This window comes from Microbispora sp. CL1-1, from assembly GCF_012034195.1.
Lineage (GTDB): Bacteria > Actinomycetota > Actinomycetes > Streptosporangiales > Streptosporangiaceae > Microbispora.
Genome location: NZ_JAATEK010000001.1, coordinates 173,972 through 189,736, shown reverse-complemented (window position 1 = coordinate 189,736; position 15,765 = coordinate 173,972). Strand labels below are relative to the sequence as shown.

Sequence of the window (15,765 nt, the reverse complement as noted above, 5' to 3'; positions counted from 1 at the left end):
ATCATTTCCTTGAGTTAGGCAAGGGAAAAATGGACATCGTTTCCGAAGTCCGTGCGTTCAACCGCTTCTACACGTCCGTCATCGGCGTGCTCGGGTCGGGAATGCACGACACCCCCTACTCCCTGACCGAGGCGCGGGTGCTGTTCGAGCTCGGCACCAGGGACGCCGCCGACACCGCCGACGTCAGGGCAATGCTCGATCTCGACCCCGGCTACCTGAGCCGGATCCTCACCAGGTTCGAAGGCGACGGGCTCGTGTCCCGGGAGCGGTCGGCCGAGGACGCCCGCCGCCAGGTCGTACGGCTCACCCCCAAGGGCCGCGACACCTTCGCCCTGCTCGACCGGCGTTCGGCCGACGAGATCGAGACCCTCCTGGCCAAGCTGACCGATCCGGAACGCCGCCGGCTCGTCACCGCGATGGGCACCGTACGCAGCCTGCTGGAGCCCGGCGAGCGGCGCGAGCCGTACGTGATCAGGCCCCCGCGGGCGGGCGACCTCGGCTGGGTGGTGCACCGGCACGGGGCCCTCTACAGCGAGGAGTACGGCTGGGGCGCCGCGTTCGAGGCCCTGGTCGCGCGGATCGTCGCCGAGTACGTCGAGGACCAGGACCCCCGCCGGGAGGCGGCCTGGATCGCCGAGGTGCACGGCGAGCCGGTGGGATGCGTCTTCTGCCTGCGCAAAGGCGACACGACGGCCCAGCTCCGCCTGCTGCTGGTCGAGCCGTCCGCCCGCGGCATGGGCATCGGGCGGCGCCTGGTCGACGAGTGCCTGCGCTTCGCCGCGTCGGCCGGCTACAGCCGGATCGAGCTCTGGACCCGCGACGTGCTCGTCAGCGCCCGCCGGATCTACCAGGCCGCCGGGTTCGAGCTGGTGGAGCAGTATCCGAGCGAGGAGTCGGGCATCCCCGTCACCGACCAGATATGGGCCAAGGACCTGTGACCTTCCAGGTCGATCCAGGCGGCCTGTGACCCGCCCGGCCGATCTGGGCGGTCCGGGTGGTCCGGGCGGTCCCTATCATGATCTTCGTGCTGGGACCGGTGCGGCGGACCGTGAGAACGCCGAGACAGAGTGTCGCGCTCGCGGTTTGCGTGGCGGTGCTCGCGGGAGCGGGCGCGGCAGGGTGCGCGGGCGCTCATGTGCCCGCACGGCCCGCCGCCCCTGCAGCCGGGGCCACGACCGAGGTCACCGCCATGTCCGAAGCCGCGCACAGCGTGGTGCGGGTCCGGGGTTACGCCTCCTCCTGCCGGAAACCGCTGGAGGCGACCGGATTCGTCTACGCACCCGAGAGGGTCATGGTCAACGCGCACACCGTGGCAGGAGCGGACCGCGACCTGGAAGTCGTCCTCGGCGACGGGCGGCGGTTCGCCGCACAGGTGGTGGCCTTCGACCCGGAGGCCGACGCCGCCGTCCTGCGGGCGCCCGGGCTGACCGCCCGGCCGCTGCGGTTCACGCAAGCCTCGATCACCGCCGCCGTGGTCGTCGGCTACCACAAGGGCGCGACCGTCCCGGTCGAGCTGCCCGCCAAAGTACGGCCGGACCAGCCCGCCGAGTCGTACGACATTTACAACCGCGTGCGAGTCTCACTGCGGATCCATCGCTTCCAGGGTGCGGCCATCACACCCGGCATGTCGGGCGCTCCGCTGGTCTCCGACGGAGATCGGGTGGCGGGGATGGTCTTCGCGGCGGACACGGACAAGGCCGACGTCGGCTACGCGCTCACGACGGCACAGTTCAGCGCGGTCGCCACGTCCGGCAGTAGGGCCACCACCGCCGTGCCGCACGACCCCTGCGACTGACATCCCTCGTACGCCGGGGGCTGCGGTCCGCCAGGCGAGTGGGCCGGATCGCGGCGGAGGGCCCGGCGATCCGTGTCGTCCGGCCTCGCCAGGCCATTGCCGGTTCAGGCCCGGAAGAGATCATGGAACGGCCCGCGGACCTCGACGGTCACGACGGCCGGGGCGGGCCGCCCGCTCCGGGACGGACGGCAGGAGAAGTAGAGCCGGTCGCCGTCGGGCGACGTCGCGGGCCCCGTCACGGCCCAGCCGCCCGTGACACGCAGGAACGGCGCCGCCCGGTCACCGGCGACGAGGGTGAACCCGCCGTCAGCGCAGCCGCCCGGCGTCCCGGCCGTTTCGTGCAGCACGGTCAGGCACTCGCGGGCGGCGTCGTACGCCCACACCCGGCCATCGCCCTCGGTGACGAACCGCACCAGGCCATCGGAAAAGTGGCAGTCGCCGCCGCCCGCGAACCTCCTGGCCCCTCTCACCTGCTCCCGCAGGGGCACATAGTGGGGCACATGGTCGGGGAGTGCCGGGATCGGCACCCGTTCCCACGTCACGGACTCCTCGCCGGGGTCGCCGGCCAGCACCTCCAGCACGCCCGTCGTGAGGTCGCCCCGGTCGTCCGGGCGGAACCGATACAGGCATCCGTCCGGCTCCCCCTCCGTGAGGTAGACGACGCCCCGGTCGGGATCACAGGCCACGCCGGCATGGGTGAACAGGCCCATCCCGAGCCGGGGCATGGGGGCGCGCCGGCCGTACGGGTCGCATTCGAAGACCCGGCCGTACGGCGTCCGCTCGCCCGAGATCCAGGTGTGCCATGGCGTGGCGGCGCCGGGCCCGCAGCGGTCGGCGCCGGACAGGATGCGATATCCGCCGCGCAGGGTCCCGTCCGGGGCGAAACGCAGCGCGGTCACGCCGCCGAGCAGCGGCAGCGCGCAGTTGGACACGTATATCCAGCCGTCCTCGTCGGGGAAGCAGCCGCCGTCGTCCGGGGCCGCGGGCCAGACGACTCCCCCGGCACGCTCTCCCGACCGCGCCACGACCCGGGCGGCGAAACCCGGCGGCAGGGCCCGCAGCACGTCCGCCGGGAACGGGTCATCCGGATCTCCCGGCCCGTACGACTCGTATGGCTCGTACGACTCTGGGCCGGGCGGCCCGTAGGACTTGTGCAGCTCGCGGTCGGGCGGCCCGTAGGACTCGTACGGCTCGTGACCGGGCGGCTCACCTCCGTCGCCAGGCCGTGCGAACGCCGCGCGCCACAACGATCCCGGCAGCGCCGAGAGCGCCACCGATCGGACGGAAGTTCCCTGCACCGCTGACCGCCTCCTCGCCCTGCCCCTGGTCATGCCGGCCGCCCACCGATGGGCCTGCCGAGTCCCCGCACCCCCGGCCGGCTGGGCGTGCGGCGCGTGGTGCGTGGAGCGTGGTGCCCGCCGGGCCCGGTTCGCCCGTCCAGGCTCAGGAGGGGCCGCACCCTCCTCCGTTCGCTCGTTCCGCACGGGCCGTCCCTCGTTTCCCGCCTCGCGTTCTCCTGTCCCTCGGCGGCCCGTCGCACACGTCGCTGCACCCAGTCGATCCGTTTCGTGTGAACGGCGGGAGAAGCGGCGTTCCTCACCGAGACGAACTCTTCGAAAACCATGACGCCGCATGACGGAGGCGATATTGACAGTGTCATTATGACAGTGTCATCGTGGAGGCATGAGCGACACCTGGACGATCGGCGAACTGGCGGAGCGGGCGGCGGACCTGCTCAGCCAGGAGCGGCGCGTCCACGGCCGGGAGCCGGGCAGCGGCGGTGGTCCCGAGTCGGGCGCCAAGGGCCGGGAGCCGGGCAGCGGTGGTCCCGGGCCGCGAGCCGACGGCCCCCAGTCACGCGCCAACGGCCCCGAGCCCCGCCCGAACGGCCCTGAGCCGCGCGCCAATGGCAGAGTCCGTGAGGTGCCGAACGAACGGCTCATCCGCTGGTACACGACGATCGGGCTGCTCGACCCCCCGCTCGGCCGGCGCGGCCGGGTGGCCCTCTATGGCCGCCGTCACCTGCTTCAGCTCGTGGCCGTGAAGCGCCGCCAGGCGGAGGGCCGGTCCATCGCCGACATCCAGGCGGAACTGGCGGGCGCGACCGACGCCATGCTTATGCGCGTCGCCGGGCTCACCGAGCCGTTGCCAGGACCGGCGCCCCGGCCGCTCTCCCCGCCCGCTCCGCCTTCCCCGCCCCCTCCGCACCGCCCGGCGGTCCCGGCTCCGGCGAGCGCCGCGGACCGTCCTCCCGGCCCGCCGTCCCCTCCGGCACCACCGGCGCCCGGTTGGCACGGGGCGAGCTACGGGGCGAACCCGGAAACCGACGCCGAGCCCGCCATCCCGGACATCGCACGGCCTGCGGCCCGCGACCGCTTCTGGGCGCGCCCGGCCTCATCCGCCGCCACGGCCGGCTCAGGCCACTACCTGACCCCGAACAAAGACATCGCACACGGAGACACCCCCCACAGGAACTCCCCGCGCAGAGGCGCCACGCGCGGAGACGCCTTGCACGGGAACACCCCGCATGAGGACATCGCACGCGGGGACGCCGCGACTGTTGACGCCACACCCGCGAACACCGGGCCCACGGAAACCGGGCCCTTGAACGCCGGGCTCATGAACACGGGGCTCATGAGCACAGGGCCCATGAGCACAGGGCCCATGAGCACAGGGCCCATGAACGCCGCGCCCCTCGACGTCGTGCTTCCGGACCTCACGTTCTCGGAGGTCGCACTCCCGGACGTCGTGCACGGCGTGCGGCTCGCGCCCGGGGTGACGGTCCTGCTCGACCGGGCTCACCGGGTCCCGGACGGCCACGAGGTGGCGGCGCTGCGCCGGGCCGCGGCTCCACTTCTCGCGGCCCTCGCCGCGCTCGGCCTGGCCGGGCCGTTCGAGAGCGCCCGCGACCCCCACGACGCCTCGGCACTCGATCCACATGCTTCCGACACGTCCGACCCGCTGGAGGGATGACGCCATGACCGTTCCCATCACACCTCTGCGGCCGGAGGAGTGCCGGCCCGTGCCGGACGCCGGGCTCGGAGCGCTGGAGACCGAGAAGGGCAACCTTCCCCTGGAGAGCGTGGACGTCACCGCCCACGTCACCGGACTGGTGGCGGGCGTCGAGGTCGTCCAGACCTTCCGCGATGCCTTCGACGTGTCGCTGGAGGCGACGTACGTCTTCCCGCTGCCGCCGCGGGCCGCGGTCACCGCCTTCCGGATGGAGGCGGACGACCGGGTCATCGAGGGCGTGCTCAAGGAGCGCGGGCAGGCGCGGGCCGACTACGACCGGGCGCTCTCCGAGGGGAGGCGTGCGGCGATCGCCGAGGAGGACCGGCCCGACGTGTTCACGATCAGGGTCGGCAACATCGTCCCCGGGGAGCGCGTGGTGGTCCGCCTCACGCTGAGCCAGCCGCTTCCCTACGAGGACGGCGCTGCCGAGTTCCGCTTCCCGCTGGTCGTGGCACCCCGCTACATCCCCGGGGCTCCGCTGTCCGGCCCGTCGGCGGGCGGCGGCGTGGCGCCCGACACCGACGCCGTGCCCGACGCATCCCGGATCACGCCGCCCGTCCTGCTTCCCGGCTTTCCCTATCCCGTACGGCTGTCGCTCGCGGCGACGATCGACCCCACCGGGCTCGACCTGCGTGAGGTCCGTTCCAGCCTGCACGAGGTCGATCGGGAGGGCGACACGATCAGGCTGCGGCCCGGCGAGCGGCTCGACCGTGACTTCATCCTGCGCCTGGCGTTCGACGCCTCCTCGTCACTCGCGCTCGTGCCGGACGACGCCGCCGACGCCACGGACGCCGGTTCGCCCGGCGACGAGGGCACGGCCCACGACGGCGGCGCGGCCGACAGCAGCGGCACGGCTGACGGCAGCGGCGGCTCCGCGAAGGGCACACCGGAGGACAGGGCACAGGGCACAGCGAAGGACCCGGCCAGGGACCCGGCTGACGCCGAGGGAACCTTCGTGCTGACCCTGCTGCCGCCGCCGGATGACGGCACCCGCACCGCGTCCCGTGACGTCGTCCTGCTGCTCGACCGATCCGGCAGCATGACGGGGTGGAAGATGGTGGCCGCACGGCGCGCCGCCGCCCGGATCGTCGACACGCTCACCCGGCATGACCGGTTCGCCGTGCTCTCGTTCGATTCGGTCGTGGAGCGGGCCTTCTCCGACGGCCTGGTGGAGGCGACCGACCGCAACCGATACCGCGCCGTCGAGCACCTGTCCCGGCTCGACGCACGCGGGGGCACGGAGATGCTCGCTCCCCTGGAGGAGGCCCTGCGGCTGCTCGATGACCACAACGCGCCCACCCACACCGCGCCCACCGGCAACATGCCGGGCCACAACATGCCAGGCCACACCGCGCCGACCCACACCGCGCCCGCCCCGGGGGCGGCCACCGGCACGGACCCCGGCCGGTCGGGTGGGGACGGCGGGCACGGCGGATCCGGCCCGTCCCGCGAACAGGCACGCGACCGCGTGCTCGTCCTGGTGACCGACGGCCAGGTGGGCAACGAAGACCAGATCCTCGAACGCATCGGCTCCCGCCTGCACGGCATCCGGGTGCACACCGTGGGCATCGACAGGGCGGTGAACGCGGGGTTCCTCGGGCGGCTGGCCCTGGCCGGCTCGGGCCGGTGCGAGCTGGTCGAGTCGGAGGACCGGCTCGACGCGGCGATGGAGCACATCCACCGCCGCATCGGATCGCCGCTGGTGACGGACATCGCGCTGAAGGCGGAAGGCGTGGATCTCGTGGCGGACACCGTCACGCATGCCGGCTCGCTCTACCCCGGCGTCCCTCTGGTCGTGAGCGGACGTTACCGGGGGCGGCGGCCCGCCGGAGCCCTCACGGTGCAGGGCCGTACGGCCGACGGCCGCCCCTGGGAGGAGCGGATCGAGGGCCGTCCCGTCCAGAACCCGGCGGCCCGGGCCGTGTGGGCACGGGCATATCTGCGCGCCCTGGAAGACCGATACGCCATGGGCGACCACTCCCTCGAACGGCGGATCGTCGACGTCTCACTGCGTTTCGGCGTGCTGTGCCGGTTCACCGCCTTCGTGGCCGTCGACACCCGCGTCACCGGCGAAGGCGGCCCGGAGCACCGGGTGATCCAGCCGGTCGAACCGCCGAGCGGCTGGGAGATGCCGACCGCGATGCCGATGGTGGTACCCGCCGCTCCGATGATGGCCAGAATGGCCGCGTTCACCACGGCCCGCCCTGAGATGCCTTCCGCCGCGGCGGCTGAAGGGCCCATCGCGGCGGCTCCGCCGCCCGGCGCGCCCCCGGCCGTACCTCCTGTCGCGCCTCCGGCCGCACTGCCTGCCCCGCCTTACGCCGGCGCGCCCGCACCGGCTCGGAGACGGGGCGCCCGTGGGTTCTCCATCGGTCGTTTCCTTCCGCATCCCGGCGAAGGGTTCGCCCCTGTCACGGATTTCGAGGGCATCCGGCCGCTGCTGGCCGAGGAACTCGCGAAGCTGGGCGAGGCGGAGTCGCTGCCCGAGTGGGAGCGGCGGCGTTATCTCGCGGATCTCGCCAGTCGCCTGCGCGTCCTCGCGCAGATGGCAGGTGGTCACCCGGATCTCGCCGCACTCGCTGCCGACCTGGAGAGAGCCGAGTGGGCCGAGGTCTCACTCGACGACCTCTGGCGGCGGACGGTCGATCTGCTGACCATCCTGACCGGCGGGCCCGGCGTCGGCTCGACAGGCCCGACGTCCCCCGGGTCCACGACCCCTGGGCACGCGTTCCCGGGTCCCTTGGGTTCCCCGGGCTCCGCGCCCGGACCGAAGGAGGGCCGGCGTCCTTTCTGGAAGCGATCGTGAGACGCCATCCGGGAGAGGCCGCGACACGACAGGGCTGAAACGAGTGCGGCCGGGACGCCCGGCGAGGAAGCCGGGCCCCGGCCGCTTCGGGTTCCGCTGTAAGCGGAGCCCTTTACGAGGGTTCGGGTAGGCGAATGACATCGGACGGCGGGGTGGGTGCAGGACGCCGAGGCTCCCTCACCCCTCCCGTGTCAGGCCGATCGTCGCGTCCACCTGCGGGGACGGGAGACCGGCGGCGCAGCAACCGATTGAGAAGCCCTTTCAGCCCCATATGCCACCAACGCCTGAGATTGTCGATCGGTTCCTCACCGCGAGAGCCAGCCGCGTGCTCGCCGATCGCCGATCACTGGTCGCTGGTCGCTGGTCGCTGGTCGCTGGTCGCTGGTCGCAGAAAGCGTGGCCGCCGGAGAGAACGCAGTCCAGCCTCTTGGTCCGAGATCGTTCCCGAATCGTTCCCGAGATCGTCCCGGCGATCGCGATTCCGGTACGGCCCTACCCGTCCTCCTTCGGCACTACCGGTCTGGCCACCGACGGAGGCCACCGAGGTGGGCTGTCTAGATGGGTGCACGCCGCTCAGACCGGTGGAGGCGGGTGAAGGCCGATGGAGGCTGCCGTGCCGGGGCCTCGCGCGGGCATTCCGGAGACGGCCGTATTGGTGATCGGCAGATCCGCCGACCGGGCCTGCGGTCCGATCGGCATGCGTCGCCGTCGCGGGGATGGTCCGCTCCGCGAGCCCGACCGAGCCGGCGCCGGTGACTGGCGGCACCCGCTTCGGGTAACGGTCACGAGGTTAGGCTTTCGAACATGCTCGAAGTGGATACGCAGGCGAGGTCCAAGCCCGCTCACCCGGTGCCGGAGGAGGGGCTGAGCATCGCCGAAGCCGCCCGCCGCACCGGTGTCAGCGTGCACACGTTGCGCTACTACGAACGCGCCGGTCTGGTCGTCTCCCCCGTCGGCCGCACCACCGGCGGCCAGCGGCGATATCACGGGGTCGACCTCAAGTGGATCGTCATCTGCACGAAAATGCGGGCCACCGGCATGCCCATCAAGGCCATCAGGCGCTACGCCCAGCTCGTCTCCGCAGGAGTCGGCAACGAGCAGGAACGGCTTGCCCTCCTCGAAGCCCACCGCGCGGAGGTGGCCGCCAAGCTCGCCGAAATACAGGAGAACCTCAGGCTCATCGACCACAAGATCGACGTGTACCGAGGTCGTCTCGCCGCCGGTGACGCCGATCAGCTGTGGGCACCCAGCCAGCCAGCGGACGCCCGCTGAGCCACTCCCCCACGTACGGCGGGCCTCCCGCGCCGCAGTAGAGCCGACCCCTGGGCGTGGACTTCGCGGGCGACCGGCGCGCTGTTGCCTGCAGGAGCGTGAGCTGTTCGGGTGTCGCGGCCTGTGCGGGCAGGAGAGCCGGTCGCTGCTCCGACTCGGCCGGGGAACCAGCAGTCGAGCCCGGCTCGGCCTTCAGGCCGCGCCATACGGCCCCGCACCTCCACCACACACAGTGGACCCCGCGGCCTCCCACGCCGCATCACAGCCGACCCCGAGCCCGGCTCGGCCTTCAGGCCGAGCCATACGGCCCCGCGACTCCACCGCACACGGCGGACCTCGCGCACCATCTGCACGCGGCACAATGCCGCGCCTCGACCGGCTCGGCCGACCGGCCAGAGGCGTCCGAGACTCGGTCCGGCCGACGGTGAGGCCGCGACGCCGGTTCCCCGCGTGAGCACGTAGGGTTGCCCGGTATGAACCCAATCGTCCTCGACGGCGGTCTCGCCACGCACCTGGAGACACTCGGCTGTGACCTGAGCGACGACCTGTGGTCGGCACGGCTGCTCACCGACGATCCCAGCGTCATCCGTCAGGCGCACCTCGACTACTTCACGGCCGGAGCCGATGTCGCCACCACGGCGAGCTACCAGGCGAGCATCCCCGGGTTCGTACGGCACGGCCTCACCACCCAGGAGGCCCGCGACCTCATCCGGCTGTCGGTGACGCTTGCCGTACAGGCGAGGGACGAGGCCGGGCACGGGCTCGTCGCCGCGAGCGTGGGACCGTACGGCGCCTACCTGGCCAACGGCGCGGAGTACACCGGTGACTACGACCTGGACGAGGACGGCCTCACCGAGTGGCACCGGGAGCGGTTCGAAATCCTCGTCGGCGCGGGGGCCGACCTGCTGGCGTGCGAGACGATCCCCTCCCAGACCGAGGCGCGGGCGCTCGCGAGGCTCCTGCGCGAGACGCCGACCGTGAAGGCGTGGGTCACCTTCTCCTGCCGGGACGGCGAGCACATCAGTGACGGGACGCCGTTCGAGGAGTCGGCAGCGATCTTCGCGGACCTCCCGCAGGTGGTCGCCGTGGGCGTGAACTGCACCGCGCCGCGCTTCATCCCGGACCTGATCAAGCGTGGGGCCTCGATCGTCTACCCCAACTCGGGCGAGACGTGGGACGCCGCTAACCGGCGCTGGCTGGGGCTCGCCGATCCCGTCGAGTTCGGCAGGGCGGCGGCCGGGTGGGCCTCGCTCGGCGCCCATTATGTGGGCGGCTGCTGCCGCACCACCCCGGCCCACATCCGCGAGATCCGCGCCCAGCTCGCCTGAGCATGCTCCCACGCCACATGTGAGAGGCGAGACGCGCGAGAGCTCCATGCGAGAGGCGAGACCCGCACAAGAGATCTGCGCGCGAGACCGGCTCGCCACGTGAGAGCTGCACGACAGACCTGCACGCGTTGCCACGCCGGCGGCGGACCGCCCGTTCGTGGGGCGTATCCCGCCGCCGGCTGCGTGCTCGGTCAGCCCATGGCGGCCGGGCCGTCGGTGCTCCGGGCGGCGAGCGGGATCTCCTTGAGGAAGAAGGCCACGACCAGCGCGAGGGCGACGAAGGGCAGGCTGGCGAGGAACACGTCGTCGATCGCGCTGGTGAACGCCACCAGCACGTGATCCTTGACCGGCTGCGGCAACTGCTGGATCGCCTGCACGTTGTTGGCGTCCACGTGCCCCGGCGGCATCCTGCCACCGAACTCCACGGTCAGGTAGTGGGTGAGCCGGTTGGTGAGGACCGCGCCCATGATCGCCGTGCCGATGGCGGCGCCCATCATCCGGAAGAACGTCGTGGAGCTCGTCGCCACGCCCATGTCGGCGCGCTCCACCGCGTTCTGGATGGCCGTGACGATCGTCTGCATGGTGAACCCGAGCCCTGCGCCGAAGAGGTAGGCATAGACCGCCACCTGCCAGTACGGCGTGTCCACCTTGATCGTGGACAGCAGCCACATGGCCACCAGGAGGACCGCCCCGCCCAGGATCGGGAAGATCTTGTATCGGCCGGTCCGGCTCATGATCTGGCCGGAGGTGATGGACGTGGAGAAGATGCCGAAGACCGCGGGCAGCAGCGCCAGGCCGGACACGGTCGGCGACATGCCCTGGACGGCCTGGAGGTAGACCGGCAGGAAGATCATGCCGCCGAACATCGCCAGGCCCGCGAGGAAGCTGAAGGCGTTGCCCACGCTGAAGATCTTGTTGCGGAACAACCGCATCGGCAGGATCGGCTCGGCCGCCCGCAGTTCGACGAACACGAACAGCGCCGCGAACCCCACGAATCCGGTCAGCAGGGCCAGCGAGCCGGGAGCCGTCCAGCCGATGTCGCCGCCCGCCCAGTCGAGGTAGAGCAGGAAGCACGACACCCCGGCCACGATCAGCGCCGCGCCCAGGTAGTCGATGCGGTGGCTGCGCCGGGTGAAGGGGATCCGCAGCGCCATCGAGGTGACGACGAGCGAGATAAGCCCGATCGGCAGGTTGATCCAGAAGATCCACCGCCAGCCGGGGCCGTCGGTGAAGAAGCCGCCGAGCAGCGGCCCGGCGACGCTGGAGGTGCCCCACACGGCGCCGAAGTAGCCCTGGTATCGGCCGCGTTCACGCGGCGGGATGACGTCGCCGATGATGCTGAACGCCAAGGCCATCAGCCCGCCGCCGCCCAGGCCCTGGATCGCCCGGAAGCCGATGAGCTGACCGATGTTCTGGCTCAGCCCGGCCAGCACCGAGCCGAGCAGGAAAATGCCGATGGCGGCCTGGAAGATCGTCCGCCTGCCGTACAGGTCGGAGATCTTGCCCCACAGCGGGGTCGCCGCGGTCGAGGTGAGCAGGTAGGCGGTGACCACCCACGACAACTTGTCGAGGCCGCCGAGCTCGCTGACGATGCGCGGCAGGGCCGTGCCGACGATGCTCTGGTCGAGGGCGGCCAGCAGCATTCCGGCCGCAACTCCGGAGAGCACGACCAGGATCTGACGGTGCGGCAGATATCCCGTCTCGGCCTGCTGCTTCTCGCGGACGCTCATGCCGGGCACCCGCACGCGGCGACCCGAATCCGCCGCCCGCGACCGGCGGCCCTGACACAGTGTCCGCAGGCGGCGACCCGGGATATGGCTTCGCGGACGGCGTCTCCGGCGCGGCGCCCGCGAGCGGCGCGCCGCGCCCTGTCCCCGGCCGCGCACCCCGCTGTGTACCAGGCCGTATCCCCGTCTGTGTACCAGGCCGTGTTCCCGTCCGCGTGCCGGGCCGTGGTTTCGCGGGGTACGGCGGACCCGCTCGCCGGGATCATGGACGGGCCGTCCAATCCGTCACCCGCGCCGTCACCCGCTCCGTGCCTCGCGGCGCCGGGCTCGGCCCATGTGCGGTGCCTGCGTGCTGGCATGCTCCTACGCCTTCCGATCCGAACGTGTCTGAACGTCCCAAGGTGCGCGGCGAACACCGCAACGTTACCCGTCCGGTCCGGAAGTATTAGGAATTCTCGCGAGCTGCCCGGGTCGTTTCCGTCTTGGCCGCCGCCGCGTACCTGTCGGACGTACTCCTGGGCCGGGAAGCTCCGTCAGCGCGGACATCAGCGTGCGGGAGAACCGGCGGCAGGCGGCCTGCGGAGTCGGCCGCAGGCCGCCCGCCGGGACCGGTTCCATCCGCGTTCGCCGTACGGCTTCACCAGCGCAGCGGCCCGTTGATGTCGAAGTAGCCGCCGGTCGGACCGTCGGGGCCGATCTCCGCCATCCGGACGATGATCTCGGCCGCCTCTTCGACGGTCTGCGTGCCCGTGTTGCCGTTCAGGTCCGTCTTGGTGAAGCCGGGCTCGACGGCGTTGATCCGCATCTGCGGGAACGCCTTGGCGTACTGCACGGTGAGCATGTTGACCGCGGTCTTCGACGCCGGGTAGGCGAGGCCCGGGTAGAAGTGCGCGTGGTGGGCGGGGTCGGACAGGGCGGTCAGCGAGGCCAGGCCGCTGCTGACGTTCACCACGACCGGCGCGGCCGAGCGCTTGAGCAGCGGCAGGAACGCGTGGGTGACGCGGACCAGGCCGAAGACGTTCGTCTCGAAGACGGCGCGCACCTGGTCGGCGGTCGTGGACTCGGGGGCGGGAATGGCGTTGCCCTCGACGCGGGGCTCGACACCCGCGTTGTTGATCAGCACGTCGAGCCCGCCGTCCGCCTCGATGGTCTTGGCCGCCGCCTCGACCGTGGCGTCATCGGTGACGTCGAGAAGGACGAACCGCGCGCCCAGCTCCTGCGCGGCCCGGCGGCCGCGCTCGGCGTTGCGCGCGCCCACGTACACGGTGTGACCCGCGGCGACGAGCCGGCGGGCGGTCTCGCGGCCGATGCCCTTGTTCGCTCCGGTGATCAGTGTTGTCGTCATGCCTCCACTCTCCGGAACGGCGCGGTGGGCAGCCAGATGTCCCTGCTTCCTGGGACTGCCGGTACCAGGCGCGGCGCCGGCCCAGGATGTCCACTCGGGGCATGACGGCGACGGAACTCGGCAGGGCTCTGCGCGGCTGATGGGCTACCCCCTCCGGCCTGCGCGGCTGTGCGCGACAAGCGAGCGGTTCACCCGGACAAGCGAGCGGTTCACGCGGGCAGGCGAGCGGTTCACGCGGCCCGTGGGACTCGGCGGACACACGAGGCGGGCGACGCCCGTCGGCCGTCCGGCCGGAAATATCAGGACTTCTCGCGAGCCGCCCGGGTCGTTTCCGTCTTGGCCGCCGCCGCATACTTGTCGACGTACTCCTGGCCCGACAGCTCCATCAGCGCGTACATGATCTCGTCGGTGACCGCCCGGAGCACGAGGCGGTCGTTCTCCATGCCGTAGTAACGGGAGAAGTCGAGCGGCTTGCCATAGCGGACGCCGGGGCGGATGCCGAACCTGGGGATCAGCCGGCCGGGGGGCATCATCTCGAACGTGTTGACCATCGCCCAGGGGATCACCGGCGCCCGGGACTCCAGCGCGAGCCGGGCCACACCCGTCTTGCCCTTGTAAAGGCGGCCGTCGGGCGAGCGGGTGCCCTCGGGGTAGATGCCGAGCACCTGCCGCTCCCTGAGGATGCGCAGGCCGGTGCGGAGCGCCGCCTCGCTCGCCTTGCCGCCGGAACGGTCGATCGGGACGGTGCCGACGCCCGAGAAGAAAGCGCGGCTCACCACGCCTTTGAGCCCGCGGCCGGTGAAATATTCGGCCTTGCCCAGGGAAATCACCTTTCGGGGCAGGAATCCGGCCCCGAAGAAGTGGTCGGCGAACGACAGGTGGTTGCCGGCCAGGATGACCGGGCCCTCCTTCGGCACGTTCTCCACCCCCTCGGCCCAGGGGCGGAACACGAAGCGGAGGATCGGCCAGAGGATGGCCTTCACCACCCAATAAAACACGTGGGCACCCCCTCGGCTCGGATGTGCAGTCATCTTCGCACGCCCAGCCCTCTCGCACTAACGCTGACCAACGTGCGAGTATCGGGCGGAACACGCCGCCGTTTCACGGAGGTCACCCATGCCAGTGCTGCCCGGTGCGGAACCGTACCACCATGAGGGCGGCGACATCGGCGTCCTGCTCTGTCACGGATTCACCGGCTCGCCGCAGTCGCTGCGGCCCTGGGGTGAACACCTGGCGGAGGCGGGGCTGACGGTGTCCCTGCCGCGTCTGCCAGGACACGGGACGACGTGGCAGGAGATGAGCCGCACCCGCTGGGAGGACTGGTACGCCGAGCTCGACAAGGCGTTCGCCGACCTGCGCGGACGGTGCGCGGAGGCGTTCGTGATGGGCCTGTCCCTCGGCGGCTGCATGGCGCTGCGCCTGGCCGAGGTGCACGGTGACGCCGTCGCGGGCGTCGTGGTGGTCAACCCTTCCGTCGTCAACGACGTGCCGCTGCTGCGGCTGGCCCCGGCCCTTAAGTACGTCGTACGCTCGATCCCGGGGGTGGCGGGCGACATCAAGAAGGAGGGCATGAGCGAGCTCGGCTATGCGCGTACGCCCGTCCGGGCGGCCGCCACGCTGCCCCGGTTGTGGAAGCTCGTCCAGTCCGACATCGCCAAGGTGACCCAGCCGGTGCTGGTGTTCCACAGCAGGAACGACCACGTGGTAAAGCCGGGGAGCGTCGCGTTCCTGCAGGCGAGAATGGGAAACAATCTGGAGGTCAGAGAGCTGGCGGACAGCTATCACGTGGCCACTCTCGACAACGACGCGCCTGTGATCTTCGAAGGGAGCCTGGAGTTCATCCGCTCCCACGCCTCGGTACCCTTGACGAAGGACTTGTGACCCGGGATCGACGTGACGCCGCAAAGTGACGAGGACGAGGTCTGGCGCCAGATCGTCGCCTCGTTCAACGAGACAGCCGAGGACGCCTCGGCCGAACAACCATGGCCTGACCGGGAGAACGTCACCGAGGAGACCGACGCGGGCGACGACGCCCCCGGCGGGGGTGCCTCCGGCGGCGTGGCCCTCGGCGACGACGCTCTCGGCGACGAGGTCCGGGACGACGACCGGACCGCTGAGGAACAGGCTCCCACCTCCGGCGACGACGATCATTTCATCCCGCCGCCCCCTCCGCCGCTTCCGCACGGCGACACCCTCAGCCGGCTCTCCTGGCTGGCGCTGTTCGGCGGCCCCGCCTACCTGCTCCTGGCCGCTCTGCTTCAGTGGCCCATGGACGGCTGGATCGTGTTCGCCGCGGTGTCCGCGTTCATCGCGGGGTTCGTGATCCTCGTCGTACGCATGGGCGACGGCCCGCCCGCCGACTCCGGCTGGGACGACGGCGCGGTCGTCTGACCACGGCTCGGCCGTCTGACCGGGGCGAGGCCGTCTGCCGCGGCCGGTACGTCGGAGCACGCCCCGGGCCGGGCCCGGGCTCCGGGGTG

Annotated in this window: 12 protein-coding genes; 8 read left to right on the top strand and 4 right to left on the bottom strand. The window is 71.7% G+C overall.

Annotated features, from left to right (window positions below):
- Positions 1–29 precede the first annotated feature (29 nt).
- Both HCK04_RS00870 and HCK04_RS00865 read left to right on the top strand, forming a co-directional pair.
- Positions 30–938 carry a helix-turn-helix domain-containing GNAT family N-acetyltransferase gene (locus tag HCK04_RS00870; RefSeq protein WP_142644931.1) on the top strand — a complete coding sequence of 303 codons (909 nt, stop codon included), beginning with the start codon at positions 30–32 and terminating at the stop codon, positions 936–938.
- Positions 939–1,189: 251 nt separating this feature from the next.
- Positions 1,190–1,795, top strand: coding sequence for a trypsin-like peptidase domain-containing protein (locus HCK04_RS00865; RefSeq protein WP_168065539.1), 606 nt, complete (start codon positions 1,190–1,192; stop codon positions 1,793–1,795).
- A gap of 104 nt (positions 1,796–1,899) precedes the next feature.
- Here HCK04_RS00865 and HCK04_RS00860 read toward each other — a convergent pair whose 3' ends face one another.
- Positions 1,900–3,093: a PhoX family protein gene (locus HCK04_RS00860; RefSeq protein WP_260617006.1), complete on the bottom strand. Its 1,194-nt coding sequence runs from the start codon at positions 3,091–3,093 to the stop codon at positions 1,900–1,902.
- Positions 3,094–3,478: 385 nt separating this feature from the next.
- Between HCK04_RS00860 and HCK04_RS43310 the strand changes: the two genes are divergently transcribed.
- From HCK04_RS43310 to mmuM, 4 genes are all read left to right on the top strand, one after another.
- Complete coding sequence (locus HCK04_RS43310) at positions 3,479–4,768, top strand: helix-turn-helix domain-containing protein (RefSeq protein WP_261985618.1); 1,290 nt, start codon at positions 3,479–3,481, stop codon at positions 4,766–4,768.
- A 4-nt stretch (positions 4,769–4,772) separates the two neighbouring features.
- A complete protein-coding gene (locus tag HCK04_RS41830) occupies positions 4,773–7,613 on the top strand; it encodes a VIT domain-containing protein (RefSeq protein WP_240970788.1) in 2,841 nt (946 codons plus the stop codon).
- Positions 7,614–8,417: 804 nt separating this feature from the next.
- Positions 8,418–8,885, top strand: coding sequence for a MerR family transcriptional regulator (locus HCK04_RS00845; protein WP_142644928.1), 468 nt, complete (start codon positions 8,418–8,420; stop codon positions 8,883–8,885).
- A gap of 473 nt (positions 8,886–9,358) precedes the next feature.
- Positions 9,359–10,213, top strand: a complete 855-nt coding sequence (mmuM, locus tag HCK04_RS00840) for a homocysteine S-methyltransferase (protein ID WP_142644927.1) — start codon at positions 9,359–9,361, stop codon at positions 10,211–10,213.
- A gap of 191 nt (positions 10,214–10,404) precedes the next feature.
- Here mmuM and HCK04_RS00835 read toward each other — a convergent pair whose 3' ends face one another.
- From HCK04_RS00835 to HCK04_RS00825, 3 genes are all read right to left on the bottom strand, one after another.
- Positions 10,405–11,943, bottom strand: coding sequence for an MDR family MFS transporter (locus tag HCK04_RS00835; protein WP_142644926.1), 1,539 nt, complete (start codon positions 11,941–11,943; stop codon positions 10,405–10,407).
- A 634-nt stretch (positions 11,944–12,577) separates the two neighbouring features.
- A complete protein-coding gene (locus tag HCK04_RS00830) occupies positions 12,578–13,285 on the bottom strand; it encodes an SDR family NAD(P)-dependent oxidoreductase (protein ID WP_142644925.1) in 708 nt (235 codons plus the stop codon).
- A 299-nt stretch (positions 13,286–13,584) separates the two neighbouring features.
- Positions 13,585–14,283: a lysophospholipid acyltransferase family protein gene (locus HCK04_RS00825; protein ID WP_142644924.1), complete on the bottom strand. Its 699-nt coding sequence runs from the start codon at positions 14,281–14,283 to the stop codon at positions 13,585–13,587.
- A 118-nt stretch (positions 14,284–14,401) separates the two neighbouring features.
- Between HCK04_RS00825 and HCK04_RS00820 the strand changes: the two genes are divergently transcribed.
- Both HCK04_RS00820 and HCK04_RS00815 read left to right on the top strand, forming a co-directional pair.
- On the top strand, positions 14,402–15,166 hold the full coding sequence (locus HCK04_RS00820) for an alpha/beta fold hydrolase (protein ID WP_142644923.1): 765 nt from the start codon (positions 14,402–14,404) through the stop codon (positions 15,164–15,166).
- Between the two features lie 12 nt (positions 15,167–15,178).
- Complete coding sequence (locus HCK04_RS00815; protein ID WP_142644922.1) at positions 15,179–15,676, top strand: hypothetical protein; 498 nt, start codon at positions 15,179–15,181, stop codon at positions 15,674–15,676.
- The last annotated feature ends 89 nt before the right edge of the window (positions 15,677–15,765 follow it).